Here is a 25,992-nt window from a genome sequence, read left to right as displayed (position 1 = left end):
CAATCCCCTTTTCTTAATGGTTGTTTCCTAACTAAATTGCCTAACTAAATTTCTTGCTAATTCAAACGATGTGGTTTACTTTGTGCTGCTTGCTTTCTTGGCTATAAATGTTTGTGGGATAAGGAAGACCATAGTGATCACGCAATGTCCGTCCGCTGTATTCGGTCCGGAATAAGCCTCTGCGCTGCAGCTCAGGGACAATATAGTCCAGAAAATCGTCCAAGCCGCCGTTCATTAGCTGAGGCATGATGTTAAATCCGTCAGCAGCTCCCCCCACAAACCATGCTTCCAGCTGATCGGCAATTTGCTTAGGGGTGCCTGCAATCGTGTAGTGACCGCGACCGCCGGCAAGACGGAGCAGCAGCTGGCGAATCGTCAATTGTTCCCTTTGGGCTAGCTCCCTGATTAATTGGGTTCGACTTTGGTGACCGTTGATCTGCTCGGTATCCGGTAATTCAGGAAGCGGTCCATCCAATGGATAGGAGGATAAATCAAAGCCTATCCGGTTGGAAAGCTGCTGCAGACTGTACTCAGGATTCGTCAGCTCGTGGAGCTCAGCTTCTTTTTCCTTAGCCTCAGCCTCGGTTTGCCCAATGATTGGGCAGATGCCCGGCAAAATTTTGACATGCTCGGGAGATCTTCCGTACCGGGCAAGCTTCGATTTAAGGTCGGCATAGAAGGCGCGGGCATCCTCAAAGGTTTGCTGTGCAGTGAATATGGCTTCGGCATATTGAGCGGCGAACTCTTTTCCATTCTCAGAAGAACCTGCCTGCACGAGAACAGGTCGACCTTGAGGGGAGCGGGTAACATTGAGCGGTCCTTTGACCGAGTAGAAAGTACCTTTATGGTTTAGTTCATGCACCTTGCTGCTATCAGCATAAATGCCGGCATTCTTATCTCGGATGAGGGCATCCTCTTCCCAGCTGTCCCATAGCTTGATAGCGACATCAACGAATTCATGGGCTCTCTCGTATCGATTGCTATGCTCCGGGATATGCTCGTAGTTGAAATTACGGGCTTCGCCGTCGGTACCGGAGGTGATTATATTCCATCCTGCCCTGCCTCCACTAAGATGATCGAGTGAAGCGAAACGTCGTGCGATGTTGAAAGGCTCGTTAAAGCTGGTTGATAACGTAGCGATCAGGCCGATCCGCTCAGTCACCACTGCCAGAGCAGCTAGCAGTGTCAGAGGCTCAAGACCGCCCACTGCCCCGTATTTTGCTGCGGTTAAACTTGTTGACAGTCTATCGGCAAAAAAGAGCGAATCCAGTTTTGCGCGTTCGGCTTTTTGAGCGAGTTTTTGAAAATGTGAGAAATCAATAACCAGATTAGCATCAGAATGGGGATGACGCCATGCGGCTTCATGATGACCCATACTGTTCATGAATAGATTAAGATGAAGCTTGCGGTCAGATTTACTCATGATCGATTTCACCCCTGAATTAAAATAGGCCCCCGGAAGCTTGATCAGAAAATCTGACAGCTGGGGAGCCTTTGGCGGTCCAATTGGCTTCATTATGTGTAATGGATAGTGAAATGGTAACATATTAAATCCGATAATTCAAGTAGGAAATGTGGGTTAAATTTTATTTCGTATTTATCAAGATGCTCCATATTGTGGTACACTTTTTAATTATAATAGTGTTCAATGCTCGAGTTGCTATAAGAGTGAATTCGGCAGAGGACAAAAGGAGAGAATGATTGTGGAAATTAACCAAATTATTGACTGCTTAAATCGGGTTAGAAGTGTTAGTCCCCTTGTTCATAACATAACGAATGTGGTCGTTACGAACTTTACCGCTAACGGACTACTTGCACTCGGAGCATCGCCTGTAATGGCTTATGCCAAGGAAGAGGTTGCTGATATGGCCGCTATTGCGGGCGCACTTGTATTAAATATTGGAACCTTGAACGAAACGGAAGTAGAAGCTATGATCATCGCAGGCCAATCAGCCAATGAGCATGGTGTTCCTGTTATTTTGGACCCTGTAGGTGCGGGAGCAACCCGTTATAGAACCGATACAGCCAGAAAAATTTTGAAAGAAGTGAAAGTGTCGGTTATACGCGGAAATGCTGCTGAAATTGCAAATGTGGTTGGTGAGCAATGGAAAATCAAAGGGGTAGATGCAGGCGAAGGCACTGGAAATGTAATGGAGCTGGCGCAAAAAGCTGCGCTCCAGTTGGGCTGCCTGGCTGTTGTCACAGGTAAAACCGATGTTATTACAGATGGTTCTACAACCTATTTGGTAAACAATGGAGATGCGCTTCTTACAAGAGTGACGGGTACAGGATGTCTTCTCACTTCTGTAATCGGTGCGTTTGCCGCGGTCGAGCAGGACAAGCTTCTGGCTGCAACGGCTGCACTTGCTTATTATGGTGTCTCAGCCCAAGTGGCTGCTGATAAGAAGGGGCATGAAGGACCGGGCAGCTTCCAAATCGAATTCATTAATCAGTTATCCAAAGTGAGCGGCGATGCTTTGCTGCGTCTTGCTTCCGTCAGCAAAGCTGATTAATAGAGGGTCACTTACTCTGAAGTAAGTAAGTCAACTATTATTGCGTTATTTTGACTTCTTTATCTACCATGTATAATGAGCAAAGTAGTCAGTAATAAGCTTGTGACTTGAATATAAGGAGGAGCCATATATGAAATACAGACAATTGGGCTCGACAGAGCTATCGGTCAGCGAGGTTAGCTTCGGCACTTGGGCCATCGGAGGTTCATGGGGAAAGGTAGATGACAACGAATCGTTGCGTGCTTTGGAGCGTGCAATGGAGGCGGGCGTCAACTTTTTTGATACAGCAGATGTGTATGGGAGCGGTCATAGTGAAGAGCTGCTGGCAAAGGCAACTAAAGGAAAAGAAGACAATATTCATATTGCAACAAAATTTTGCCGTGCCGGCGATATTCATGATCCCGCCCTATATACGGAAAAATCAGTAAGAGCTTTCTGTGAGCAAAGCTTAAAGCGGCTGCAGCGCGAGCGTATTGATTTGTATCAAATCCATTGCCCACCGATTGAAATTTTACGTGACGGATCCGTGTTCAGTGTGCTTGATAAGCTGCAAGAGGAAGGTAAAATCAGGCATTACGGCGTTAGCGTGGAAAGCGTGGAGGAAGGCTTAGTATGCCTGGAGTCTCCTAATGTGAAGGCGCTGCAGGTTATCTATAACATTTTCAGACAAAAGCCGCAAGAGGAGTTATTCCCGAAAGCCAAAGAGAAGGGTGTTGGAATATTGGTTCGGCTGCCTTTAGCCAGCGGTTTGTTAACAGGGAAATTCAAGGAAGACGCGGTGTTTGAGGAAGAAGACCATCGTAATTATAACCAAAATGGTGACAGCTTTAATGTTGGAGAAACGTTTGCCGGTCTACCATTCAAGAAAGGCGTTGCTTTGAGCCGCGAGCTTTCCTGGATTGCAGAGGGCAAAGGAAACATGACGCGGGCTGCCTTGCGTTGGATTTTGGATAACCCGAATATTACATGTGTTATTCCTGGGTTTAAGAATGTTGCTCAGATTGAGGACAATTTGGGAGTGCTGGACACAGCATCCTTTAGCTCTACAGAACATGAGAGGCTGCGGGCATTTTATGAACAAGAAGTGCACGCCAATATCCGTGGCTCTTATTAATTGGCTTGGTTCGTCAGTTTTTAAAGTAAGGCTGAGTATGGGGCTGTCTCAAAAGGGACAGCCTCTTATTTTTTCTAGGTTAACAAATCTAACATTGTTGCATAAAGGGATTGCTAAGTGGGGTGCTATCCTCTATACTAAGCAAAAAAAAGAACTTGAGTTTAAGCGCTTTACATGGGATGAGAGAGAAGAGGTGTTGCAGTAAATGATGTATGATGTTGTTTTTAAATTATGTATGTCGCTGTTTCTGGGATTTCTGATCGGTATAGACCGTCAGTTGAAGCATAAGCCTTTAGGAATGAAAACGAGCATGGTTATTTCAGTAGCGAGCTGCTTGATTACCATTGTGTCGATTGAAGCGGCGCACAAATACGCAATCTCCGGGCAAAACAATATGGATCCGCTGCGGCTTGCTGCCCAAATCGTAAGTGGAGTCGGTTTTATCGGGGCTGGTGTTATATTAAGAAGGCAGAACGATGTGATCTCAGGATTGACAACCGCTGCCATGGTTTGGGCTGCATCAGCGCTTGGTATCGCATCGGGAGCTGGGTTTTATTTTGAAGCTTCGATCGCGGTGATTCTGATTATTGTAGCTGTCAATTTGTTCCCCATGTTTATTAAGCTGTTTGGTCCGAATAAATTGAATGAGCGTGACCTTTCTCTTAATGTAGTAGTGGAGCATATCGATGGGATGACAGCGCTTATTGAACAGCTTCAAAGCGATTCGATGCGGGTGAAACACAGTAAGGTTAAAGATGTGGCTGATAATCATCAGCAAATTGAGTTGATTATCTCAGCATCAAGTAAAATTCCAATTACCGAGATTTATCATAAAATAAGACATCTGCAGCATGTTTTAACCGTAGAAGTGGAAAATATTAGTGCTTAAGTCAGCAGGACAACAGAAAGGAGCCCCAAGCTTGTTATGAAACGTACCATATATGATGTAGCTGATGCCGCCGGGGTCTCGATTGCGACAGTATCCAAAGTAATTAACGGAACAGGGCGTATTAGTGATAAAACTCGCAAGCATGTTGTTGCCGTTATGGATCGGCTGCAGTATAAACCAAGTATGGTTGCTTCCGCATTAACAGGGAAAAGCACATACACAATAGGACTTACTATTCCTGATCTGGCCAATCCGTACTTTGCGGAAATAGCCCGGGCTGTTGAAGACCGCGGCCATGAACACGGATTTAATTTGTTTATTTGCAGCACGGACAATGATCCGGAGAAGGAAGACAGGTATTTTTCTTTACTTACTCAAAAAAGAGTGGATGGCATTATCGTAGCTACCCGCACCTCTAAAGAGCTTTTCTTAAAACAGCTGGTTCAAAAAAAGGTGCCGATAGTTTTAATAGCCGGTGAGATGCCAGCACTTGCCTTAGATACAGTTATGGTAGACGATTACCTCGGTGGCTATCAGGCTGGATCGCATTTGGTGGAATTAGGGCATCGACGCATTGCCATATTGGCTGAAGATTTGGATCATATCAGCAATCAAGAGCGCATCAGGGGCTGTCTCCAAGCCATGCGTGATCATGGTGTTGCCATTGATGATAGTCTGGTTCAGGTTGGAGGCTTTACCCTGGACAGCGGGAGAACAGCGGCTACATCCTTGTTGAACGGCTCCGAGCCGCCAACGGCACTGTTCGCCTGCAATGATCTATTGGCTATTGCAAGCATTCAGGCTGCGCGAGAGCAGGGGCTTAAGGTGCCTGATCATTTATCGGTGGTTGGGTTTGACAATACGATCTTGGCTACGATGATTGATCCTTCCCTCACAACAGTTGCCCAACCGATACAGGAGATCGGAAGGCAAGCCGTCGATCTGCTTATTCAGGAAATACGCAACGAGAAATCAATCAAGCAGCGGGCGGTGCTGCTACCCGAGCTGATAATAAGACAATCCTCTGCGGCTATCGAGCCTTAGCAAGCGCTTCTTGTACCGGTTAACAATCGGGCAAGAAGCTTTTTTTTTAGACTTAGCGCGCTTAGCCAAGCTAGGCACAACTAATTGATGAAAGTTCAAGTGTTTTACAGCACTAAAGTGAGGTCCCCTTTCTAAGTTTGCTGAGGGTACTCTATTTATCTCGCAAGTCAAGCTGCCTATAAGGTTGCAATGTCTCCTCAATGAAAGAATTTCGCTAAGAAAGCTTTTCGAAGGAATGAAGAATGAGCGAGTAACCTGCCTACTATGCTCAGATTAGAGCTACCATAGAGCTACCTTAGAGCTTAAGATCTTTAATGCCCCCCATGATCAAGGGGGACTTTTATAGGGATAGCGGCGATGAGCCCAGGAGGATTTTGTACGGAACTGAAAGTTCCGTTATTCCATCTGCCACCTCCAATCTGGGGCAATAGCGGAAGCGGGAATTCCGTTATATTGGCCAAATTGGAGCATTTATGCACAAAACAGAGCAATAACGGAACTGGCTGTTCCCTTATCACTCTGATTTTTGGACTTCTCAGGTGATAAAGGAACAATTACTTCCGCATTGCCCTTCACTTCCGCGAGGAGCAGTACTATCGTGTTGTTTAAGGTTATGTGTAGGTGAATCTCTTCGCTAAAAGTATAATGAAGCTAACTGTACGTACATCGAACATTACATAGGAGTTCATGGCTATCAATAACGGCTCGAAGACCAGCTTATGGGAGTAAGGAAGCGGCCCATAGCACGGAGTAGAGCAAAAGAGGGAATGGTGGAGGAGCGTAAGCATCCGCCCTGGTCGTAACCTCCGGTGACTGTTTGAGTATGCAACCTACCTTTGAAGCTCGTGTTCCTCCCGCAAGACTTCCATTCAAAGGAACACAACTTCAATAGCGGCCGGAGTCCCACATCCATACTTCCCAAAGTGCACAAACGTAGATCGTACACCAAGGACGCCGTAAGGCATTTTTCTTGTCAGAAAATTTATATGCTTTGGGGTGAGCTAAGCTCACCCCTTATTTCAATTTTGGGTAAGGTAGAGATATGGACTCCAACGTAAGAAACCAAATAGATTTCGATGAGCATACGGGTCTTCGCGGGCGAATGTCGACTCTATATACGGTAAAGGGGAAGTCTCTCTTTTGCGGGGGTGGGAGCATGATGATGAACATTTTCATCCATCATAGGCTTTGTCTTCGGATCCATCTGACATGAATGCCGCTGACTAACGGAACGTCGATGCTCTATTGTCTGAAAATCGATCCAATTTCATGATATCGGGGAACTACGATGCGTTATTCCGACTTAAATAGCCTGAAATGCCCTATTTATTAACAAATAAGAGATCCTAGTTCCGTTTCACTTGAATAATACCGTTAAAACAATAAAATAGCGCACCCTATTTCCGTCTAAGCGAGTGATTTGCAATTCGCTGCGCTAAAGGGGATGAAGGCATGCCACCGCTTTAGCTTTGAAGGTACATAGGGAATATACAACAATGGGAAATAGGGCAAGGAATACCGGAATGACGATCAAATAAGCTTAAAAGTGAAAATATTTAATTGACACGAATACTACTGAGTATGCTATAATTTCCTCATAAGGGAAAGCGCTTAACCAGCTTCTTTCCTTTGACGTAATTTATCACTTTTTGTACCAATATAAATAACTAATCAAGTTATGACAGGAGTGAGAAAATGGCAACAATCCGTTTAACAATGGCACAGGCACTGTTAAAGTTTTTGAATAATCAATATGTTGAATTTGATGGACAGGAATACAAATGCTTTAAGGGTGTTATGGGTATTTTCGGTCATGGCAACGTGACAGGCATAGGGCAAGCGCTGGAGCAGTACAAGAATGAAATTTTATTTATTCAAGGGAAAAATGAGCAAGGAATGGCCAATGCAGCTATGGCTTTCGCCAAGCAAAAAAACAGGCTCGAAATGTTCGCATGCACCTCATCCATAGGCCCTGGAGCTTTGAACATGGTAACGGCAGCAGGGACTGCAACGGTAAACCGGATTCCATTGCTATTGCTTCCAGGCGATACGTTTGCTAGTCGCCAGCCTGACCCGGTACTGCAGCAAATCGAATATCCTCTCGATTATACAGTGACAGCTAACGATGCTTTCAAGCCGGTAAGTAAATTCTGGGATCGGATAGTAAGACCCGAGCAGCTTATGTCATCTGTGATGCAAGCCATGCGTGTGTTGACAGACCCTGCCGATACGGGGGCAGTAACCTTGTCTCTTCCGCAGGATGTGCAGTGCGAGGCTTACGATTACCCAGCCGAGTTCTTTAGTAAGCGCGTACATCGCATTGACCGTAAACCAGCAGCGACCGCTTCCATCGAACGGGCTGCAGCTATTATTTCTACCAAAAAGCGTCCCGTACTGCTATGTGGTGGAGGCGTTCACTATTCTCTGGCAACTGAAGAGGTTGTGCGATTCGCGGAGCAGTTCGGCATTCCTGTAGTAGAGACTCAAGCCGGCAAAAGTGCGATTTCTTGGGAGCATCCATTGTCCTTTGGCGGTGTTGGAGTAACCGGTACGCTAGGAGCGAACCGACTGGCAGCGGAAGCAGACTTATTGCTATGCGTTGGTACACGGCTCGCGGATTTCTCAACGGCTTCCAAATCGGCCTTTCATCCAGAGGCAGCGGTAGTACATATCAATGTGAGCCCGATGGATGCTTTCAAGCTGGAAGGTGCAGCTATAGTGGCTGATGCACAGGCTGGATTGCAAGCGTTATTGCAAGAGCTGGCACAGCGTAATTATCATGCTTCTTACGAAGCTGAAATGCTCTCAGGGCTAAAATCGCAATGGGATGCCGAAGTAGAACGTTTGTACAATATCGACATCGAGCAAGGGCTTGCACAAACTCGTGTGTTAGGTGAAATTAATGGATTCATCAGTCCTCAGGATGTAATTGTATGTGCAGCAGGCAGCTTGCCAGGGGATCTTCACCGTGTATGGAGAACGACTCAGCCGAAGACATACCATATGGAATACGGTTTTTCGTGCATGGGTTACGAGGTTTCCGGCGCGTTTGGCGTGAAGCTGGCTGAACCGGCTGGTGAGGTGTACGCGATGGTTGGAGATGGAAGCTACTTAATGCTGCATTCCGAGCTTGTTACGAGTGTGCAGGAAGGTCGCAAAATTACTATCCTGCTCTTTGATAATCATGGCTTTCAATGTATTCACAACTTGCAAAGAGGACAAGGCGGAGGAAGCTTCGGTAATGAATTCCGTGGCCGCAGTGCAGAGTCATCTCAATTGAACGGTGATTATATGAAGATTGATTTTGCCGCTCATGCCCGCAGCTTAGGGGCTGCATCCTACTCTGCACGCACTGTGGAAGAACTGCGCGAAGCGCTTGCCAGCGCCAAAGCGGAGGCAGGAACGACCTTAATAGACATCAAGGTGCTTCCCGGAACCAATACGGATGGGTATGAGTCATGGTGGCATGTTGGAGTGGCCGAGGTTTCAGAATCGGATAGCGTCCAGGCAGCGCACGAGAGCATGAAGCGGAAGAAAGAAACAGCCAAAGCATGGTAAACAAATAGCTGCAAGTTAACTTATGAATGGATAATAGGAGGCCAATCAATGAAAATCAAGTACGGCATATCCGCTATCAATTGGGTGAATGAAGATATTATGGCGCTTGGAGATCATTACACGGCAGAGCAGGTTTTGTCCCAAATGTCCGAGCTGGGCTTTGTTGGAACGGAGTTTTGCCGCAAGTTCCCGCGTGACACCGAGGCTTTGAAAAAACTGCTGGACAGCTATGGAATGGAGCTAACGTCGCAATGGAAATCGGTGCACTTTAGCGACAAGTCCCGGCACGCTGAAGAATTGCAAGCGTTTCGTGAGCATGCTGATTTTTTGCATGAGATGGGCTGCAAGCATGTCGTTACCTGCGAAACCGGCAATGCATTTGAAGATTTAAACAAGAACAGCGTTCACATCGAACCTCTGACGGATGAACAATGGAGCAATATGGTGGAAGGACTTCATGAGGCGGGCCGTTACTGCAAGCAGCTGGGAATGAAGCTGGTCTACCATTACCATGGGGAAACCGTTGTAGAGAGCGGGGAAGAGATCAAACGATTGATGGATTCTACCGACCCTGATTTGGTTCATATGCTGTACGATACGGGTCATGCCTATTTTGGAGGGAGCGATCCGCTCGAGATTTTACAGACCTATTACGATCGAATTCCCTATATTCACCTAAAGGATGTCCGTAAGGATGTGCTTGAATGGAAGCAGGCTGAGGGTGTTCGTTTCCGTGAGGCAGTACGCAAAGGAATATTTACCGTGCCAGGTGACGGGGTTATCGACTTCGCTCCGATCTATGAAGAATTGGCCAAACGCGGCTATGAAGGCTGGGTCACTATTGAGGCCGAGCAGGATCCTGCTATCGCAGAGCCTGTAGAGTATGCGCGTATAGCTAAACAATATATTGCAGAGATCACTCCTGCTTAAGCGGAATGTTCAATTAAATTAACTTTTTGTACGTTTACTTTTAATGAATTCCATCTTTATTTTGAAAGAGGTTCAGCACTTATGACAAAAATAAAAATTGGCATTATCGGCGTTGGCCGAATTGGGAAGCTGCACGCGGGGCATATCGCCCGTCATCCGCAGGCTGAGCTGCACATTGTTTCGGATGTGATGATTTCGGACTCTCTTAAGGAGTGGGCTGCTGAGCTAGGCATACCCCATGTTTCCGCGGATTATCGTGATGTATTGCAGGATCCGGAAGTTCAAGCGGTTTACATTTGTTCCTCAACACATACCCATGTTCCTTTAATAGAAGAAGCGGCAAAGGCAGGCAAGCATATTTTCTGCGAAAAACCGATCAGCATGGATTATTTACAAACTCAGCAAGCTTTGGAGACGGTTAAAGAGCATGGCGTATTGCTGCAAACCGGCTTTAACAGACGATTCGACCATAACTTCAAGCGGGTCCGTGATTGCGTACTCGAAGGTCAGATCGGAGATCCTCATCTGATCAAAATTACTTCGCGTGATCCGGCTCCGCCTCCGGCAGACTATATCAAAGTATCTGGCGGGCTATTTATGGATATGGCCATCCATGACTTTGATATGGCGCGTTTTGTAGCGAACAGTGAGGTTGAAGAGGTATATGCTCAGGGGGCGGTTCTGGTCGATCCTGTGATCGGGGAGCTTGGTGATATCGATACGGCGATAACAACGTTGAAATTTGCTAACGGAGCGTTGGGTGTAATTGATAACAGCCGTCAAGCGGTCTATGGCTATGACCAGCGGGTAGAAGTATTTGGTTCGAAGGGCTGCATTCAAATAGCTAATGATCATCCGAATACGGCAGAAATCAGCACGAAGGATGCCGTATATCGTGACAATCCGAAATACTTTTTCCTGGAACGGTATGAGCAAGCGTATGCAGAGGAAACTTTGGCATTTCTTCACGCCATAGTGAATGGTACGAGGGTGCCGGTTGACGGCAACGATGCATTGCAAGCTGAACGTATTGCCGCGGCGGCGAAACGTTCTCTATTGGAAGGCAGACCGGTTAAACTGGAAGAAATCTAGGAAGTACAAGGAGGAATAGTCAACCATGGCAAAATCCGAACTGATCGTATCAAGCGCGCCAGAGCCGGAAGCTAACGGCAATATAGTAACCGTGACTCCAGCTTCCGCGGGATGGACTTATGTTGGTTTTGAAGTGTTCAAGCTAACACCTGGGCAATCGTTTAAAAGGCAAGCAGGAGATTCAACTGAACTGTGCGCGGTGCTTCTGAGTGGAAAAGCAAACGCAGCGGCAGGCGGAAAAAGCTGGAATGAAATCGGTGACCGGATGAGCGTGTTTGAGCAAAAGCAGCCCTATAGCGTTTATGTTCCCCCAGGTGTTGAGCTTGAGCTTGAAGCAGTGACGGCTGTGGAGCTGGCAATATGCAGCGCACCGGCCAAAGGCGAGCTCGAAGCACGGCTAATTGCCCCTGAAGATATCGAGGTTGAGATTCGTGGGCAAGGCAATACGGAGCGGAGAATACATCAAATTTTGCCTGAAAATAAGCCCGCAGAAAGCCTGCTGGTAGTTGAGGTGTTCACGCCGAATGGCCACTGGTCCAGCTACCCACCGCATAAGCATGATGAGAACAATTTACCAGAGGAATCCTATCTGGAGGAAACCTACTATCATAAAATACAGCCTGAGCATGGTTTTGCCATCCAGCGTGTTTATACGGATGATCGTTCGTTGGATGAAACATTGATTTTAAGTAACGGTGATACGGTGCTCGTTCCGAAGGGCTACCATCCCGTCTCAGCTCCGCCCGGATATGATGTATATTACTTGAATGTCATGGCCGGACCGATCCGTACCTGGAAGTTTCATAACGATCCGGATCATGAGTGGATTATGAAGCAGTGGAAGAAGTAACTACGTCTATACTCACTTTTGCATCTATCATGTCATGGAAGGGGACTCTTATCTCTTATGAGCCTGTTATCTTTTGAACCAAATCGCACCGTTGATTTCATCGGTTTAGGGCGCTTATGTATCGATTTGAACGCTAATGAAATTCATCGTCCTATGGAAGAAACCCGCACTTTTACCAAATATGTCGGAGGATCTCCGGCTAACATTACTATCGCAATGGCCCGTTTGGGTATGAAGACAGGCTTTATTGGCCGCGTATCGGATGATCAGCACGGTCGTTTTATTACCGGATATTTGGAAAAAGAGGGCATCGACACCTCAAGTGTTATTACTGACCGTTCAGGCAGTGTAACAGGGTTGGCTTTTACCGAGATTTTGTCACCGACCGAATGCAGTATTCTGATGTATCGCGATAATGTGGCAGACTTTAAGCTGGAGCCAGGCGACGTATCCGAGGACTATATAAAAAGCGCCAAATCCATACTGATTTCCGGTACCGCTCTCGCCAAAAGTCCGTCCAGAGAAGCTGCGTTTAAAGCTATTGAGCTGGCTAGAAAGCATAATGTAGTTGTGTTCTTCGATATTGATTACCGCCCTTATAGCTGGACAACGCGTGAGGAAGCGGGCGTGTACTGCGGACTAGTCGCTGAGAAGAGCGATGTCATCTTAGGCGGCAGAGAAGAGTTTGACTTGATGGAGGCCGTTCATGGGCCATTGCAGCATAATGATCAAGCAACCGCGCAAAAATGGTTCAGTCATCATGCCCAAATTGTGCTGGTGAAACACGGTGGAGATGGCTCTGTAGCGTTTACGAAGGATGGACGGGTGCTGACGGGCAGAACGTTCCCTGCCAATGTCGTCAAAACCTTTGGTGCAGGCGATTCGTTCGCCGGGGCATTTATTTACGGCATTATGCATGGCTGGGAAGTAGATCGCAGTCAAGAGTTCGGAAGCGCATCTGCTTCGATCGTCGTGTCAAGCCACAGCTGTTCGGATGCCATGCCAACTGTCGAGCAAATTCAAGCAATCATTGACGCGAATCCAGCGAAATAAGTACGGCTGCAAGCAAGCGTTGGATGAAGGGAAAGGGAGAAGATCATCATGTTAGTTACGTTAAAAGAAATCGTAGACCGTGCTGCGGACAGCGATTACGCTATACCGGGCTTCAATGTTTACGGTTATGAGGATATATTGCCGGTGATCCGGGCAGCCGAGGAGGTAGGTGCTCCGGTTATCATTGCTGCGAACCTGCCGGCATTGAAGCATATGCCTTTGGCTTATTTGGCCCCGCAGATGCTGGTGGCCGCGCGGAACGCATCCGTACCGGTATGCGTTCATCTGGATCACGGCAAGGATTTGCAATCCTGCATGGACGCAATCAGCCATGGCTTCAGCTCGGTTATGTATGACGGCTCGCAGCTGTCTCTTGAGGATAACATCCGAACTACGAAGGAAATCGCCGATTATGCTCATGCTCATGGCGTATCCGTAGAAGCGGAAATAGGATCTGTCGGCTACACCGACCCATCCATCGCAATGAAGCATATCCTCTCTAATCCGGAGGAAGTTGAGATTTTCGTGCGTGAGACAGGAATTGACGCCGTAGCCGTGTCCGTTGGAACGGTGCATCGGATGGAAACACAAGGAGCAAGCATAGATTTTGAACTGCTGCAGCGGATTCAAGACCGTGTCACGGTGCCGCTCGTTATTCATGGATCAAGCGGGGTACCGGATCCTGATTTGGAGAAGCTTGTTAAAACAAGAGTTGGCAAAATCAACATCGGAACCGCATTGCGTATGGCTTTTGGACATACCATGCGGGCAGAAATGGAAAAAAATCCAAAGGCATTTGACCGGGTCAGCCTGTTTCAAGAGCCAATGGCCGCAGTGGAAGCAACAGCCAAACAGAAATTGATTATTATGGGATGCAGGGGGAAAGGGCAATGACAATACCAACATTGAGAAATTTTATCGGCGGCGAGTGGGTTGAAGCCGCTTCCGCACATACAGACGCTGTACCGAATCCGGCTACAGGGGAGACGATTGCCAGAGTACCGCATTCATCGAAGGAAGATGTGGATCGCGCTGTCGTTGCAGCCAAAGCTGCTTTTCAAGAATGGAAGCTGGTACCCGTTCCTCGACGCGCCAGAATATTGTTCAAATACCAGCAGCTGCTGGTCGATCATTGGCAGGAGCTGGCTGAGCTCGTAACTCGCGAGAACGGCAAAGCATTATCCGAAGCACAAGGCGAAGTTTTGCGCGGTATTGAATGCGTCGAGTTCGCTGCCGGTGCACCGACGCTGATGATGGGCAGCACGCTGCCGGATATCGCAACAGGGCTTGAATCCAACTTCCACCGTTATCCAATCGGGGTAGTAGGCGGCATTACGCCGTTTAATTTCCCGATGATGGTGCCGTGCTGGATGTTCCCGCTTGCTATTGCCTGCGGTAACACGTTCGTGCTGAAGCCTTCGGAGCGTACGCCAATGCTTGCCAACCGTTTGGCGGAGCTGTTCACGGAAGCGGGTCTGCCAGCAGGGGTGTTGAACATCGTACATGGAGCTCACGATGTCGTTAACGGCTTGCTGGAACATCCAGATGTCAGTGCGATTTCATTCGTCGGCTCGCAGCCGGTTGCCGAATATGTGTACAAAACCGCAGCTGCCAACAGTAAAAGAGTGCAAGCTCTTGCTGGCGCCAAAAACCATTCCATCGTACTTCCGGATGCCAATCTGGATCTTACGGTCAAAGAGATCGTTAATGCTGCTTTCGGATCTGCGGGTGAGCGCTGCATGGCTACCTCCGTTGTTGTTGCTGTAGGTTCTGTTGGAGACGAGTTGGTTGACAGGCTAGTCGAAGCGGCCAAAGCTATTTCCATCGGTAATGGAATGGACGAAGGCGTATTCCTCGGTCCTGTTATCCGCGATACCCACAAAGCCCGTACCCTTGGGTACATCGAAAGTGGTGAGCAAGAGGGCGCCAAGCTTGCTTTGGATGGACGGAATGTGGCAGCAGCAGAAGGATCCGGTTATTTCGTCGGACCTACTGTTTTTGATGAGGTAAATGAGAATATGAAAATTTGGAGCGACGAAATTTTTGCTCCCGTCCTGTCTGTAGTTCGTGCGGAAAGCTTGGATGAAGCTATTGCTATCGCCAATCGTTCGGAATTTGCTAATGGCGGCTGCTTGTATACGGACAGCGCCAAGGCGATCCGACATTACCGCGATAATATCGATGCAGGGATGCTGGGCATTAATGTCGGTGTTCCCGCACCTATGGCGTTCTTCCCTTTCTCCGGCTATAAAAAGTCATTCTACGGCGACCTGCATGCCAATGGCAAAGACGGCGTAGAGTTTTATACACGCAAAAAAATGGTTGTTGCCCGTTATTAAATAGAAATATTCAAACTATCCAATGGAAGCGTGGAATAACCTCTAAACCGTTATTCTGCGCTTCCTTGCATCCTAAGCATCTAGGTTCCCTGAGAGGAGAAAGAACGGATGAAAGCTCTTGTCAAAACAGAGCCAGGGCCGGGTCATGTCGAGTTAATCGACGTACTTGAACCGAGCTGCGGTGACCACGATGTCAAAATCGAGGTTAAGTTCACAGGTATTTGCGGTACAGATCTGCATGTTCTGCATGATTCATTCAAGAATTATCCCCCGGTCATTCTGGGGCATGAATTTTCGGGTGTAATTGCCGAAATAGGAGCTGCTGTAACTAATATAAGCGTAGGAGACCGTGTAGCCGTTAATCCTTCTACGGCGGTTACCTGCGGCAATTGCGACTATTGCCGGCAGGGGTATTATATGTTTTGCCCGATCCGTCGCGGGATGGGGCATGGAGTGAACGGAGCGTTTACGAAGTACGCTGTGGTGCGGGACGATCAGGTACATAAGCTGCCTGATGACGTTAGTTTGGAGGAGGCAGCGTTAGCCGAACCGCTGGCCTGCGCTGTGCAGGCAGTGGAGGAGCTGACGGACATCCACCTCGGCGATACGGTTCTGCTGTCCGGGCCAGGTCCCATAGGCACACTTTGCCTTCTGCTGCTCGCTGCCAAAGGCTGCAAAGTGATCGTCGCCGGAACGACGCAGGACCGTCTGCGTCTGGATATGGCGATGCAGCTGGGGGCGGCGCTGACTGTGGACGTCCTGCAGGAGAATCTGCAGGAGGTCATTCAGCGCGAGACGGATGGCCGCGGGGTCGATGTAGCGATGGAATGCGCCGGAGTCGAAGCTTCCGTTGCTGCTTGCTTGCAGGCTGTGAAGCGGCGCGGACGGTACGTCCAGGTAGGTATTCTGGGCAAGGAGATTCGCCTGGCCTTTGATACAATCCTGTACAAGCAGCTGCAAGTAGTTGGTTCTCTCGCTCATTCGATGCAAACCTGGAGCCGCACGCTTCAGCTGCTGCGGCAGCGCAGGCTGCCCCTGCTGCAAACGGTCACGCATACGATTCCATTAAGTCAGTGGAGAGAGGGCTTCGACATTTGTGAAATGAAGCGCGGTTTGAAAGTGCTTCTGACTTATGATGAGTAAGTAGTGAACAAGAAAATAGAGGAAAGGAGGCAAGATGCGAGGGTGAGCCCCTTACACTTCAATCCTTTCCTCTGTTTTCTTTATAAATACAAAAAGCTGTGTGAACTTGAGTTATGGATAATCAGGCTGGAGGTTTGAGATAGATATTCTGTAGCTATAGCCTTTATTGCTGCATGAAATAATACGGTTTGTAATGTATAATAAATGTAGTGATGTGTCATTATTAAACGGTATTATAAAGGGGAAGTGAACGTATATGAATGACGGAGAAGTAACGAAAATGACATTAAATGATATTACGTCATTAAGAGATTTCTTGATGGAGGGCTTGCATGCATCATCAAATGATGAAGTGGAGATTCAATTCTCAGAGGGTAAAGCCATCATTCGATTACCGACACTTAATAAATGCGATATCATTAAACAAGTAGCAGGTAAAATCCCATTATCTGATCCTTTTATGAAAGAAGCTCTGCGTTCAAGAAAGGACGAAGAGGATCGAGATGCTTAGAAATAAAGTCGTCATTGATACAAATATTTGGCTATATGTTGTTGCAGGCATACCTAGTGCAGTGCAATACTTAATCCAGTTAGTGGAACAGCAAGACACAGACATATTGTACGCAGCTGTGACCTACATCGAGATATACTCGTACCCTAATCTCGACGATGAAAAAACCTACAGAATTGCATAGTTAATCCGGTAACCTCCCCGATCATTGGCGGAGGTTTTTAAATATTCAGTTCAAATGTCCTAGACCCCAGAACTTTGTTGGTGGCGGGGCGGTTTCTATGTCTGATCCGAAGCTGTCTTTAATTGAAAACTTGCATTTATTTAGTAGTAACATCTTATTATTATGCAAATATAAGTGAAAATACTGCATGGTATTCACAGATGAAAAGGGTAGAATAGATCAGATAAAGTGTGATTCATTAAATTTTATGCGGTTTTAAGTGAAAGGAGCTTTTTAGTTATGTTCAGCAAGCAAACTCAAGCGGTGGACAACCGTCAAAATACTTTATGGTATAAGGGACCGGCGGGAAAGTGGCAGGAAGCGCTGCCCATAGGTAATGGACGACTCGGAGGGATGGTATTTGGAACCATAGCACAAGAGAAAATTCAGCTTAATGAGGATTCGATATGGTATGGGGGGCCCAAACGGGCCAATAATTCGGAGGCCCTTCAATACGTGCCGGAGATTCGGCGCCTTCTAGCTGAAGGCAAGCAGCAGGAAGCTGAGCATTTGAGCCGGATGGGCTTAATGTCCGCGCCTAAATATTTACACCCCTATCAGCCTCTGGGTGATTTGTTGATCTATATGCTGGGCCATGAGCGTCAGCCCGAGGTTTACCATCGGGAGCTTGATTTGGAGACTGCTATAGCCAGCGTTACATACAAGCTTGATGGATTTGAATATAAACGCGAATATTTCAGCAGTGCAGTGGACCAAATTGTAGCGGTCAGATTTACGACAAATAAACCTGGCGGTCTAACGTTCGGTGCTCATCTTATGAGACGGCCCTTTGATGCCGGAACTAAGAAACTGGCCGACGATACCATTATGCTGCTGGGAGAATGCGGCACAGAGGGAGTTAAGTTTCGTGCGGGTCTGAAAGCAGTTGTAGAAGGAGGCCGCGTTCAAACAATCGGTGACTTTCTATCTATTGAAAATGCAGACGCTGTAACATTGCTGCTTGCAGCTCAAACCACCTTCCGTTATGAAGATCCGGAGAAGGTATGTTTGGAGCAGCTGGCAGCAGCGTCACTGAAGCCTTATGAGCAGCTTAAGCAAGTGCACATAGCAGATTACTCGGCTATGTTCGGCAGAGTACGACTGAAGCTGTCCGGGGCTGTAGAACAGGATGCAATCGCAGTTGCTTCATCTGAAGTGTTGGAAGCGGCTTTACCTGTATCTCTTCCCACTGATGCCCGTCTTAAACGTCTCCAGGATAGCGATGGTGAAGACGATCTTGGTTTAGTACAGCTATACTTCAATTACGGCAGATATTTGCTGCTGTCATGCTCACGTCCGGGAAGTCTTGCAGCTACTTTGCAAGGGATTTGGAACGACAGCTACACTCCCCCATGGGAGTCCAAATATACAATTAATATTAACACTCAAATGAATTATTGGCCTGCAGAGCTGTGCAATTTAACGGAATGCCATGAGCCTTTATTTGAGCTAATAGAGCGCATGCTTCCGAACGGCAGGCTGACGGCACAGGAAGTTTATGGCTGCGGCGGCTTTGTTGCTCATCATAATACGAATCTCTGGGGCGACACGCATGTCGAAGGAATTCTCGTAACCGCATCGATATGGCCATTAGGAGCGGCTTGGTTATCTCTTCATATGTGGGAGCATTACCGCTTCGGCCTGGATCAGCAGTTCCTCTCCAAGCGCGCATACCCGATAATGAAAGAGGCAGCCAGATTTCTGCTGGATTATATGGTGGAAGATGAGAAGGGGCGTTTAATTACAGGACCTTCCATATCTCCCGAAAATAAATTTATTTTACCCAATGGAATTACGGGGAATGTGTGCATGGGTCCGGCAATGGACCTGCAAATTGTACGGACTTTGTTTAATGCTTGTATCGAAGCAACGGACCTATTAAGCTGTGATCCATCATTCAGAGCGGAGCTGAGCAGCGCTTTGGAACGTATTCCAGGTATTGAAACGGGCAAGCATGGTCAAGTGATGGAATGGCTGGAGGATTACGAGGAGTATGATCCAGGGCATCGCCATATTTCCCAGCTGTTTGCGTTGCATCCGGGCGAGCAAATCGATGTGCGCCGCACACCGGAGTTGGCTCTGGCAGCCAAACGCACACTTGAACGACGTCTTTCCCATGGGGGCGGGCATACTGGCTGGAGCAGGGCTTGGATTATTAATTTCTGGGCCAGATTAGCCGAAGGTAACCTTGCATATGAGAATGTACGTCAGTTGCTGATCAAATCGACTTATCCGAATCTGTTGGACGCCCATCCTCCATTCCAAATTGATGGTAATCTCGGAGGCGCGGCTGGAATTGCAGAAATGCTGCTGCAATCGCATGGTGGAGTCATAGCTCTGCTTCCTGCGCTTCCTGAAGCTTGGGCGAACGGAAGTCTCAAAGGGCTTCGAGCCAGAGGAGGATACGAGGTTGATCTTGAATGGCGCAATGGATCATTGCAGCAAGCATTTATTGAAGCTTCCAGCGCTGGGCTATGCCGAATCTATTCTGAAACTGAGCTTGCCGTTAGTCTTGGAGATGAGAAAGTAAATGCGGTGTTTGATGGATCAGTGCTCGAATTCGATGTGCAAAAAGGCGAAACCTACCGCCTTGTTCCAATCAATTAAGCGAAAAGTAAGATAAAATCAGAACTTTAGCAGAACCCTGTCGAACGGCTCTTTTTGACCTCGACAGGGTTGTTTTATTTTGTTATGTTTTACTTATATTAGTAATTATTTGCGCAGCATGATCTAATCTGGAGGACGAAAAAAACCTTGGGGGTGGATGTATGGCGCAGGTCAAGATCGGAGTTTCGATTAAAAAAGACATTTACAATCGGGTAGGCAACCTGTTGGTACCGGCGAATACGAAGCTAAAGGAAGAGGACATCCGCAAACTGATGAACCATCGGGTTGATCTTAGAGAGATTGAGTATTGGGTCCAAAAAGATCATGAAGCCGTCCCCGATCCTGTTGCCCGTCTAATTGAAGATGCTTCCAACCAAGTCAAAGAAATTTTCGAGGCGATTCGTTATGAAAACTCCATCCCATTAAAGCAGATTATGAAATCACTTGTACCTGGAATCCGAAAGGTGGCAGAGTCAGCTAATTTGTTTCGTTTACTCAGTGGGCTACGGTCCAAGGATGATTATACGTACAAGCATAACATCGGAGTAGGTGTGTTAGCCACACTTATCGGCAAATGGATGAACCTGGATGAGAGCGAATTATATATGCTGATATTGGGTGCAACGCTGCATGATGTGGGTAAAATGAAAGTTTCGAATGAAATTTTACATAAGCCTGGGAAACTGACGGATACGGAGTACCGATTAATGAAAAGACATACCATCCTTGGCTACGAGATGCTAAAAAACATAGCCGGCGCTCCTCACCGAGTTGCATTAATTGCCTTGCAGCATCATGAACGTGAGGACGGAAGCGGGTATCCCTTTGGAGTGAAAGCGGACAAGCTTGATGATCTCACCCAAATTGTCAGTATAGCCGATGTATTCCACGCAATGACCTCACAAAGATCCTATCACGCGGCATCTTCATTATTTTCAGTTATCAGACAGATGCATTCCGATGTGTATGGCAAGTTTAACGCTAAAATTTTCTTTGTGTTTATGAACAGAATGATGGAGTCGATGGTCGGAAATGAAGCGCTGCTGACAGACGGAAGAAAAGGTACTATTGTCATGGCGAACCGTTTCGATCCAATCAGACCCTTGATGAAGGTAGACAGTTATTTTATTGATTTAAGCAAAGAACGATCTATTAACTTACAAGAAATCTTAGGTTAAGCTTCTAAGCGCTTTATTTAAAAATATGATGCGAAGTACTCAAGTTTGCAGGAATTTTGACATATTGTGTCGAATAGGGATAAAAGCATCAGTGAACCTGAGAGGGGATAAAATGTATGAAATATTCCATTTGCCAGTCCGTCAAAATTGTTGATATGAATGATGAGATTATCTCGGAGGTTCTGTTTGAGCACGGCGAGCATGAGCTTTCCGCTATTGCGGTAGGTTCATCTGTTATTACGTATCAATTGGGATTGCAGCAGTTTGAAGTCGTTCAGGACAAAAGAACCGGCAAGCAGCAGCGCAGTAAAATTGTTGATATTGAAATCGATCTGCTGGTAAAGCCTGCAACAACCCGTGCATATCTTGAGCCTGTCGTACTGATTATCGGTCAGCATGACGTTGGCGAGATAGTATAAAAATTTTAAAGTATTGAATTCCGGCTGTACGCTTATGCGTGCAGTCTCTTTTTTATGGGCCGGTTTTGCTTGAGGAGCTTGCTTGGAGCTAAATTGGCATACTTCAACAAAATCCTTTATGATAAAAGGCAGCAACTATTTGAACCGGAGGTGAATATAAATGAATGCAAGATTTGTGGCAATAGGGAGTATTTGTGCGTTTCTTTCGGTTGCCTTTGGTGCCTTTGGGGCTCATATGTTAAAGGATGTGTTGACGCCGGGCAATCTGACTGTTTTTCAAACGGGTGTGCTGTATCAGATGATGCATTCTGTAGGTTTGATTGCACTTGGTATTGCAGCCGGTTTTATGCCGGGCAGTAAGTACCTCATCAGAGCGGGCTGGTTTCTGCTAACGGGCATTGTGCTGTTTTCAGGAAGTCTGTATGTACTTAGTCTTACGGATATTAAGATACTGGGAGCTATCACACCCTTTGGAGGAGTATCATTTTTGGTAGGCTGGGTTTTAGTAGCTGTAGCTGCTTTTCGTCATAAACAGAAATAATGAAAATTCGGCTGACTCATGCAGCCGGATTTTTTTGCATATATAGCATTTATATGTTTCGGGGCTCCCTAAGCGGGATTTATTAGGTCAAGGTTAATTTTTATACATTCATGCAGGAATTAGGACTATAGATGTAGAAATTGGTAATTGATTTCTTTGTCGAAGCATGTCATCAGAGGGGAGCTCAAGATGAGAAAAGCGGCTGGTACCAGAACAGTGCCGAGTAAGTATTATGTGCCATTCTTAGTGTATTTTTCGATTTCGGTTTGGATGGCATGGCGAGTTCAACATCCATTGGCATGGGGCTTTTGTATTATTACCTTTTTTGTTCTGGCTGGCTTCATTTATCGAAATTTTTGGATTCGAAGTAATGTGAAAGATATTTCCGAACCTGCTTCTATTGAGGGAAAGAAGGCTTTGGAAGACGGTTTAGTGGATAGCGGAGCATTATTTGAATCTTTATTCAGGCACAATCCTAATGTCGTTTGTATAATTGATGTATATGGCATGATCACCAAAGTTAACGGAAATATAGAACGGATTATTGGTTATAACAAGCATGAGCTGGAAAACAGTCATTTTTACGTTTTACTATGCAAAGAAAGCGTCAACCATACTCTTGAGAGGCTGAGCGATGCCCGCAAGGGGGAGCCTCAATCCTTCAGGACAATGCTTCAGCATAAGGAGGGCTACCGTGTCGATCTTGACATTACCGCGGCTCCGATCCAGGATGGCACAGAAGTGAATGGGGTTATAGTCATAGGCCAAGATATTACAGCAAGGAAACGGACCGAAGAGCAGATACGTCACATGGCCTATTATGATGATATGACAGGGCTGCCTAACCGCAGGCTGTTTATGACTCGTTTGAACGAAGCTATTGCCAGTGCTGTCGAAACTAATCAGTTAGTAGCCGTATTTTATTTGGACATCGATCGATTTAAAATCATTAATGAGAGTTTCGGACATGATTACGGCGATATGCTTCTTCTGCAATTGGGAGAACGCTTTACCCGGTGTATTACGGACAAAGATTATTTGGCTCGTACGGAAGGTGACGAGTTTGCCCTGTTTTTCTCCGGCCTTGCTCATCCAGGTCAGGTTAATGATCTGGCGAAAAGCATTCGTCAGGTGCTCGAAGAGCCATTCAGCTATGACCAGTATCAATTGCATATTACAGCAAGCATTGGTGTAGCGATTCTTTCCCAGGAAGAACAAGAAGACGCCGCCTCTTTAACCAAATGTGCGGACATCGCATTAACCCGAGCCAAAGAAAAAGGGAAAAATAACTACCAGGTGTTCAATTCAGAGATGAAGACGATCTCGTTAAAACGTTTGACGATGGAAAATGAGCTGAGAAAGGCGCTTTTGCAAAATGAGCTGATTCTTCATTATCAGCCGCAGATGGACATCGTTAGCGGTAATATCGTTGGATTTGAGGCGCTAATCCGTTGGCGGCATCCAGAGAGAGGGATGGTCTCTCCAATGGACTTTATCCCCTTTGCCGAGGAAAGCGGCTTGATTGTACCGATCGGCGAATGGGTGCTGCGGGAGGCTTGCCGTCAAAACAAGCTTTGGCAAAACCTGGGATATCCGCATTTGCCCGTTTCGGTCAACATTTCCACACGTCAATTTCTGCAGCCCAATTTATGCGCTCAGGTAGCGGAGGTGCTGGAGTCGACTGGCTTGGACCCATCCTATCTGGAATTGGAAATTACAGAGAGCAGCACAATGGACGTTGATTATGCTATTGGCGTCCTTCTTGAATTGAAGGAGCTTGGGATCAAAATCAGTATTGATGATTTCGGTACCGGCTACAGCTCTCTTTCTTACCTGAAACGCTTCCCTATAGACAAGCTGAAGATTGACCAATCATTTGTCCGGGATATAATGACGGATCCGAATGATGCGGCGATTGTTGCTTCTATAATTGCGATGACAAGGCATATGAATTTAAAGGTTATTGCTGAAGGCGTAGAGACGGAAGAGCAGCTCGGATTTCTCCATTTGAACAATTGCAACGAAATTCAAGGATATTTCTTTAGCAGACCTCTCGCTGCAGAGCAGTTAGAAATGATGCTTATGAACCATCAGCAAGCCGCTGCTACGCGACAAGCGTAATGAACAACGAGTGAGTGGGGCGGAAGGAGCATGCCACGATACATATAGTACAGATAAGAACTACATATAAAAAGGCGATAGGTTTACATGAAGGGGCTTGTGCTCCTTATGCGAACCTATCGCCTTTTGCATAAATAATGAATGTTATGTGCTAGCAAGTGTCAGGAGGAAACGGCAAAGTCTTCAATTTCATTGATTTTAAATAAGTAAACCTGTTTCTCATCCACATGATAGACAGAAACATTATCAGTAGATAGATCGACATTGAGAATTCGACAAGGGATACTTAGCTTAATACCTTTCCCCTTGATGATGGTTAAACGGATTAACGTATTGTTCTGCTTGAAGTGCTGGAACTGCTTCCATATATCACGATGCGGATTTTCATTCCCCGCTTTGGGTTCTACATCCTGTTTGGGTGTTAGTGCCGGAGTCTCTTTAGATGATGGCTTCTTTTTGCTAATAGTTTCTCTCAATGCTATCTCAATGGTTTTCCCTAACAGAATCCCTTCTTTAATCAGATAATCTTGAATATCAGTTGAGTTTAGCACATGAAGGAGCTTTTCAAGAGCACGCCCGTTGCTGTCTTCTTCGATCAGGATATCTACGTTGAATAAAAATTTGCGCTTATCGTTTTGTCCCGGATTCATGGCGCCTCCTCCTTTTGACCTACTACATACTATATCATTTCTCCTAGGAAAAATGTAGCATGTCATTTAAGTATTTCCTATTTCATTGGAAATCGTGAGTTCGGTGTAGAAAACACCAGATTATAAGTATTCGTAATGAGAGTTAATTTTAGCACGGTCATGCATTCAGATTTCCATATTAATTTCTAAAATCTTCTTGTTCTCCCATCAAAACAGCAAAAATCAGGCTGCTCTCATCCGTCGGAATGACTGTCGAGAATAGCTGGATTATGGTACAATTAGCATTAATAAAAATGTGAAGCTATTATTTTTAATGGATGAGGAAGGTGAATTAGATGTATCTGTTAGCTATCTTGTTGCCTCCTGTAGCTGTGCTATTTTGTGGAAAGCCATTTCAAGCTCTATTAAATTTAATTTTAACCTGCTTTTTTTGGATCCCTGGTGTTATACATGCAATTATGGTTGTGAGTGAAGCCAAGAGTAATAAACGAATGGAAAAGCTGGCAAGATCTATGAGAAATTAATCTCCAGCGATGGAGGTTTTTTAACACGTCAGAATCTATATTTAAGGGGTGAGCGAAGCTCATCCCTTATTTTAATTTCGGGTAAGGTTGAGGCATGGACTCGAACGTATTTCCCTCCCCCACAAACGTATGCGTTTGCACATAAAAGGACCGTCAATTTCCTGACGGCTTTTTGCGATATTATCTCTAGCATTAGCCCTTATTGCGCATAGGGATTCACGTGCATCGGCCCAGATTCATATAGTTATAATACAACTATTTTCCTGACTAAAGGAGATGCTGACAATGATGCGCGTGGAACCCATTTCCTTGGACGGCTATACAGCATTAGCTATTGAAGTCAAGCTGCCGAAAACAACCCTGCTCGTTGTAACTACCGACAAAGGGTATATTATGTGCGGTGCGCTGGATGTAGGTTTGCTGAATGAGCGGCTCAAGGATCGACACATAATAGCTGCCCGGGCAACCGGTGTGCGTACAATTGAAGAGTTGCTGGAGGCTCCGTTGGAAATGGTGACATACGAAGCAGAGCAACTTGGAATTGTGCCGGGAATGAAAGGCAGAGAGGCTGTCTTGAAAATGAAATAACAAGGTGTTTTAACTATTTCATAGGTAAATGAAATTTATTCAAAGAGCAAGAGCGCGCTGTTGTTATTCAACTGCATGCTCTTTTTTTGCATATATAGAAATTAT

General features: G+C 46.3%; 23 protein-coding genes. 21 read left to right on the top strand and 2 right to left on the bottom strand.

Features of this window, described 5'->3' with window-relative positions; translation table 11 throughout:
• Nucleotides 1-61 precede the first annotated feature (61 nt).
• The gene (locus NV381_RS19205; protein ID WP_258214892.1) at nucleotides 62-1,423 is read right to left on the bottom strand and encodes an LLM class flavin-dependent oxidoreductase; all 1,362 of its coding nucleotides are present in this window, start codon (nucleotides 1,421-1,423) and stop codon (nucleotides 62-64) included.
• A gap of 280 nt (nucleotides 1,424-1,703) precedes the next feature.
• On the opposite strand from NV381_RS19205, the gene thiM reads away from it, so the two are divergent.
• The 19 genes from thiM to NV381_RS19110 all read left to right on the top strand — a co-directional run bounded on the left by thiM (nucleotide 1,704) and on the right by NV381_RS19110 (nucleotide 24,125).
• The gene (thiM, locus tag NV381_RS19200) at nucleotides 1,704-2,513 is read left to right on the top strand and encodes a hydroxyethylthiazole kinase (protein WP_258214891.1); all 810 of its coding nucleotides are present in this window, start codon (nucleotides 1,704-1,706) and stop codon (nucleotides 2,511-2,513) included.
• A gap of 130 nt (nucleotides 2,514-2,643) precedes the next feature.
• Nucleotides 2,644-3,627 (top strand): aldo/keto reductase, encoded by a 984-nt coding sequence (locus NV381_RS19195; protein ID WP_258214890.1) that lies wholly within the window; start codon nucleotides 2,644-2,646, stop codon nucleotides 3,625-3,627.
• A gap of 205 nt (nucleotides 3,628-3,832) precedes the next feature.
• Nucleotides 3,833-4,516, top strand: a complete 684-nt coding sequence (locus NV381_RS19190; RefSeq protein WP_258214889.1) for an MgtC/SapB family protein — start codon at nucleotides 3,833-3,835, stop codon at nucleotides 4,514-4,516.
• A gap of 36 nt (nucleotides 4,517-4,552) precedes the next feature.
• Nucleotides 4,553-5,560, top strand: coding sequence for a LacI family DNA-binding transcriptional regulator (locus tag NV381_RS19185; RefSeq protein WP_258214888.1), 1,008 nt, complete (start codon nucleotides 4,553-4,555; stop codon nucleotides 5,558-5,560).
• A 1,695-nt stretch (nucleotides 5,561-7,255) separates the two neighbouring features.
• On the top strand, nucleotides 7,256-9,118 hold the full coding sequence (iolD, locus tag NV381_RS19180) for a 3D-(3,5/4)-trihydroxycyclohexane-1,2-dione acylhydrolase (decyclizing) (RefSeq protein WP_258214887.1): 1,863 nt from the start codon (nucleotides 7,256-7,258) through the stop codon (nucleotides 9,116-9,118).
• A gap of 48 nt (nucleotides 9,119-9,166) precedes the next feature.
• Complete coding sequence (iolE, locus tag NV381_RS19175; protein WP_258214886.1) at nucleotides 9,167-10,048, top strand: myo-inosose-2 dehydratase; 882 nt, start codon at nucleotides 9,167-9,169, stop codon at nucleotides 10,046-10,048.
• A gap of 81 nt (nucleotides 10,049-10,129) precedes the next feature.
• The gene (iolG, locus tag NV381_RS19170) at nucleotides 10,130-11,140 is read left to right on the top strand and encodes an inositol 2-dehydrogenase (protein WP_258214885.1); all 1,011 of its coding nucleotides are present in this window, start codon (nucleotides 10,130-10,132) and stop codon (nucleotides 11,138-11,140) included.
• A gap of 25 nt (nucleotides 11,141-11,165) precedes the next feature.
• Nucleotides 11,166-11,990 (top strand): 5-deoxy-glucuronate isomerase, encoded by an 825-nt coding sequence (gene iolB / locus NV381_RS19165; protein ID WP_258214884.1) that lies wholly within the window; start codon nucleotides 11,166-11,168, stop codon nucleotides 11,988-11,990.
• Between the two features lie 57 nt (nucleotides 11,991-12,047).
• The gene (iolC, locus tag NV381_RS19160; protein WP_258214883.1) at nucleotides 12,048-13,043 is read left to right on the top strand and encodes a 5-dehydro-2-deoxygluconokinase; all 996 of its coding nucleotides are present in this window, start codon (nucleotides 12,048-12,050) and stop codon (nucleotides 13,041-13,043) included.
• Nucleotides 13,044-13,091: 48 nt separating this feature from the next.
• Nucleotides 13,092-13,937 (top strand): class II fructose-bisphosphate aldolase, encoded by an 846-nt coding sequence (locus NV381_RS19155; RefSeq protein ID WP_258214882.1) that lies wholly within the window; start codon nucleotides 13,092-13,094, stop codon nucleotides 13,935-13,937.
• Nucleotides 13,934-15,382 (top strand): CoA-acylating methylmalonate-semialdehyde dehydrogenase, encoded by a 1,449-nt coding sequence (locus NV381_RS19150; RefSeq protein ID WP_258214881.1) that lies wholly within the window; start codon nucleotides 13,934-13,936, stop codon nucleotides 15,380-15,382. Before NV381_RS19155 ends, NV381_RS19150 begins: the two co-directional genes overlap by 4 nt.
• Nucleotides 15,383-15,490: 108 nt before the next feature.
• Nucleotides 15,491-16,525: a zinc-dependent alcohol dehydrogenase gene (locus NV381_RS19145; protein WP_258214880.1), complete on the top strand. Its 1,035-nt coding sequence runs from the start codon at nucleotides 15,491-15,493 to the stop codon at nucleotides 16,523-16,525.
• 256 nt (nucleotides 16,526-16,781) lie between these two features.
• Complete coding sequence (locus NV381_RS19140) at nucleotides 16,782-17,036, top strand: hypothetical protein (RefSeq protein WP_258214879.1); 255 nt, start codon at nucleotides 16,782-16,784, stop codon at nucleotides 17,034-17,036.
• On the top strand, nucleotides 17,029-17,220 hold the full coding sequence (locus tag NV381_RS19135; protein ID WP_258214878.1) for a PIN domain-containing protein: 192 nt from the start codon (nucleotides 17,029-17,031) through the stop codon (nucleotides 17,218-17,220). The genes NV381_RS19140 and NV381_RS19135 overlap by 8 nt, the downstream gene beginning before the upstream one ends.
• Nucleotides 17,221-17,499: 279 nt before the next feature.
• Nucleotides 17,500-19,866 carry a glycoside hydrolase family 95 protein gene (locus NV381_RS19130; RefSeq protein ID WP_258214877.1) on the top strand — a complete coding sequence of 789 codons (2,367 nt, stop codon included), beginning with the start codon at nucleotides 17,500-17,502 and terminating at the stop codon, nucleotides 19,864-19,866.
• A gap of 161 nt (nucleotides 19,867-20,027) precedes the next feature.
• Nucleotides 20,028-21,044, top strand: coding sequence for an HD-GYP domain-containing protein (locus NV381_RS19125; protein WP_258214876.1), 1,017 nt, complete (start codon nucleotides 20,028-20,030; stop codon nucleotides 21,042-21,044).
• A gap of 116 nt (nucleotides 21,045-21,160) precedes the next feature.
• Entirely contained in the window at nucleotides 21,161-21,463 is a 303-nt protein-coding gene (locus NV381_RS19120; protein ID WP_258214875.1) for a hypothetical protein, read from the top strand.
• Nucleotides 21,464-21,623: 160 nt separating this feature from the next.
• Nucleotides 21,624-22,004 (top strand): DUF423 domain-containing protein, encoded by a 381-nt coding sequence (locus NV381_RS19115; protein WP_258214874.1) that lies wholly within the window; start codon nucleotides 21,624-21,626, stop codon nucleotides 22,002-22,004.
• A 189-nt stretch (nucleotides 22,005-22,193) separates the two neighbouring features.
• On the top strand, nucleotides 22,194-24,125 hold the full coding sequence (locus tag NV381_RS19110; RefSeq protein WP_258214873.1) for a putative bifunctional diguanylate cyclase/phosphodiesterase: 1,932 nt from the start codon (nucleotides 22,194-22,196) through the stop codon (nucleotides 24,123-24,125).
• A 161-nt stretch (nucleotides 24,126-24,286) separates the two neighbouring features.
• Here the strand turns inward: NV381_RS19110 and NV381_RS19105 are convergent, their stop codons facing one another.
• Nucleotides 24,287-24,775 carry a hypothetical protein gene (locus NV381_RS19105; RefSeq protein ID WP_258214872.1) on the bottom strand — a complete coding sequence of 163 codons (489 nt, stop codon included), beginning with the start codon at nucleotides 24,773-24,775 and terminating at the stop codon, nucleotides 24,287-24,289.
• A gap of 335 nt (nucleotides 24,776-25,110) precedes the next feature.
• Between NV381_RS19105 and NV381_RS19100 the strand changes: the two genes are divergently transcribed.
• Together NV381_RS19100 and NV381_RS19095 are read left to right on the top strand one after the other, a co-directional pair.
• On the top strand, nucleotides 25,111-25,299 hold the full coding sequence (locus tag NV381_RS19100) for a YqaE/Pmp3 family membrane protein (RefSeq protein ID WP_258214871.1): 189 nt from the start codon (nucleotides 25,111-25,113) through the stop codon (nucleotides 25,297-25,299).
• Nucleotides 25,300-25,584: 285 nt separating this feature from the next.
• Nucleotides 25,585-25,887 carry a YunC family protein gene (locus tag NV381_RS19095; RefSeq protein ID WP_258214870.1) on the top strand — a complete coding sequence of 101 codons (303 nt, stop codon included), beginning with the start codon at nucleotides 25,585-25,587 and terminating at the stop codon, nucleotides 25,885-25,887.
• Nucleotides 25,888-25,992 lie beyond the last annotated feature (105 nt).

Origin of the sequence: Paenibacillus radicis (ex Xue et al. 2023) (assembly GCF_024722015.1) — a bacterium.
In the GTDB taxonomy this organism is placed as follows: domain Bacteria; phylum Bacillota; class Bacilli; order Paenibacillales; family NBRC-103111; genus Paenibacillus_S.
Note: the sequence above shows the minus strand (reverse complement) of the source record. Positions and strands in the feature narration are given on the sequence as shown.

Bases quoted from the DNA above. Each gene is read 5' to 3' on its own strand.
- NV381_RS19205 (WP_258214892.1), bottom strand. From the start codon at position 1,423: ATGAGTAAATCTGACCGCAAGCTTCATCTTAATCTATTCATGAACAGT.
- NV381_RS19195 (WP_258214890.1), top strand. From the start codon at position 2,644: ATGAAATACAGACAATTGGGCTCGACAGAGCTATCGGTCAGCGAGGTT.
- NV381_RS19190 (WP_258214889.1), top strand. From the start codon at position 3,833: ATGATGTATGATGTTGTTTTTAAATTATGTATGTCGCTGTTTCTGGGA.
- NV381_RS19185 (WP_258214888.1), top strand. From the start codon at position 4,553: ATGAAACGTACCATATATGATGTAGCTGATGCCGCCGGGGTCTCGATT.
- iolD (WP_258214887.1), top strand. From the start codon at position 7,256: ATGGCAACAATCCGTTTAACAATGGCACAGGCACTGTTAAAGTTTTTG.
- iolE (WP_258214886.1), top strand. From the start codon at position 9,167: ATGAAAATCAAGTACGGCATATCCGCTATCAATTGGGTGAATGAAGAT.
- iolG (WP_258214885.1), top strand. From the start codon at position 10,130: ATGACAAAAATAAAAATTGGCATTATCGGCGTTGGCCGAATTGGGAAG.
- iolB (WP_258214884.1), top strand. From the start codon at position 11,166: ATGGCAAAATCCGAACTGATCGTATCAAGCGCGCCAGAGCCGGAAGCT.
- iolC (WP_258214883.1), top strand. From the start codon at position 12,048: ATGAGCCTGTTATCTTTTGAACCAAATCGCACCGTTGATTTCATCGGT.
- NV381_RS19155 (WP_258214882.1), top strand. From the start codon at position 13,092: ATGTTAGTTACGTTAAAAGAAATCGTAGACCGTGCTGCGGACAGCGAT.
- NV381_RS19150 (WP_258214881.1), top strand. From the start codon at position 13,934: ATGACAATACCAACATTGAGAAATTTTATCGGCGGCGAGTGGGTTGAA.
- NV381_RS19145 (WP_258214880.1), top strand. From the start codon at position 15,491: ATGAAAGCTCTTGTCAAAACAGAGCCAGGGCCGGGTCATGTCGAGTTA.
- NV381_RS19140 (WP_258214879.1), top strand. From the start codon at position 16,782: ATGAATGACGGAGAAGTAACGAAAATGACATTAAATGATATTACGTCA.
- NV381_RS19135 (WP_258214878.1), top strand. From the start codon at position 17,029: ATGCTTAGAAATAAAGTCGTCATTGATACAAATATTTGGCTATATGTT.
- NV381_RS19130 (WP_258214877.1), top strand. From the start codon at position 17,500: ATGTTCAGCAAGCAAACTCAAGCGGTGGACAACCGTCAAAATACTTTA.
- NV381_RS19125 (WP_258214876.1), top strand. From the start codon at position 20,028: ATGGCGCAGGTCAAGATCGGAGTTTCGATTAAAAAAGACATTTACAAT.
- NV381_RS19120 (WP_258214875.1), top strand. From the start codon at position 21,161: ATGAAATATTCCATTTGCCAGTCCGTCAAAATTGTTGATATGAATGAT.
- NV381_RS19115 (WP_258214874.1), top strand. From the start codon at position 21,624: ATGAATGCAAGATTTGTGGCAATAGGGAGTATTTGTGCGTTTCTTTCG.
- NV381_RS19110 (WP_258214873.1), top strand. From the start codon at position 22,194: ATGAGAAAAGCGGCTGGTACCAGAACAGTGCCGAGTAAGTATTATGTG.
- NV381_RS19105 (WP_258214872.1), bottom strand. From the start codon at position 24,775: ATGAATCCGGGACAAAACGATAAGCGCAAATTTTTATTCAACGTAGAT.
- NV381_RS19100 (WP_258214871.1), top strand. From the start codon at position 25,111: ATGTATCTGTTAGCTATCTTGTTGCCTCCTGTAGCTGTGCTATTTTGT.
- NV381_RS19095 (WP_258214870.1), top strand. From the start codon at position 25,585: ATGATGCGCGTGGAACCCATTTCCTTGGACGGCTATACAGCATTAGCT.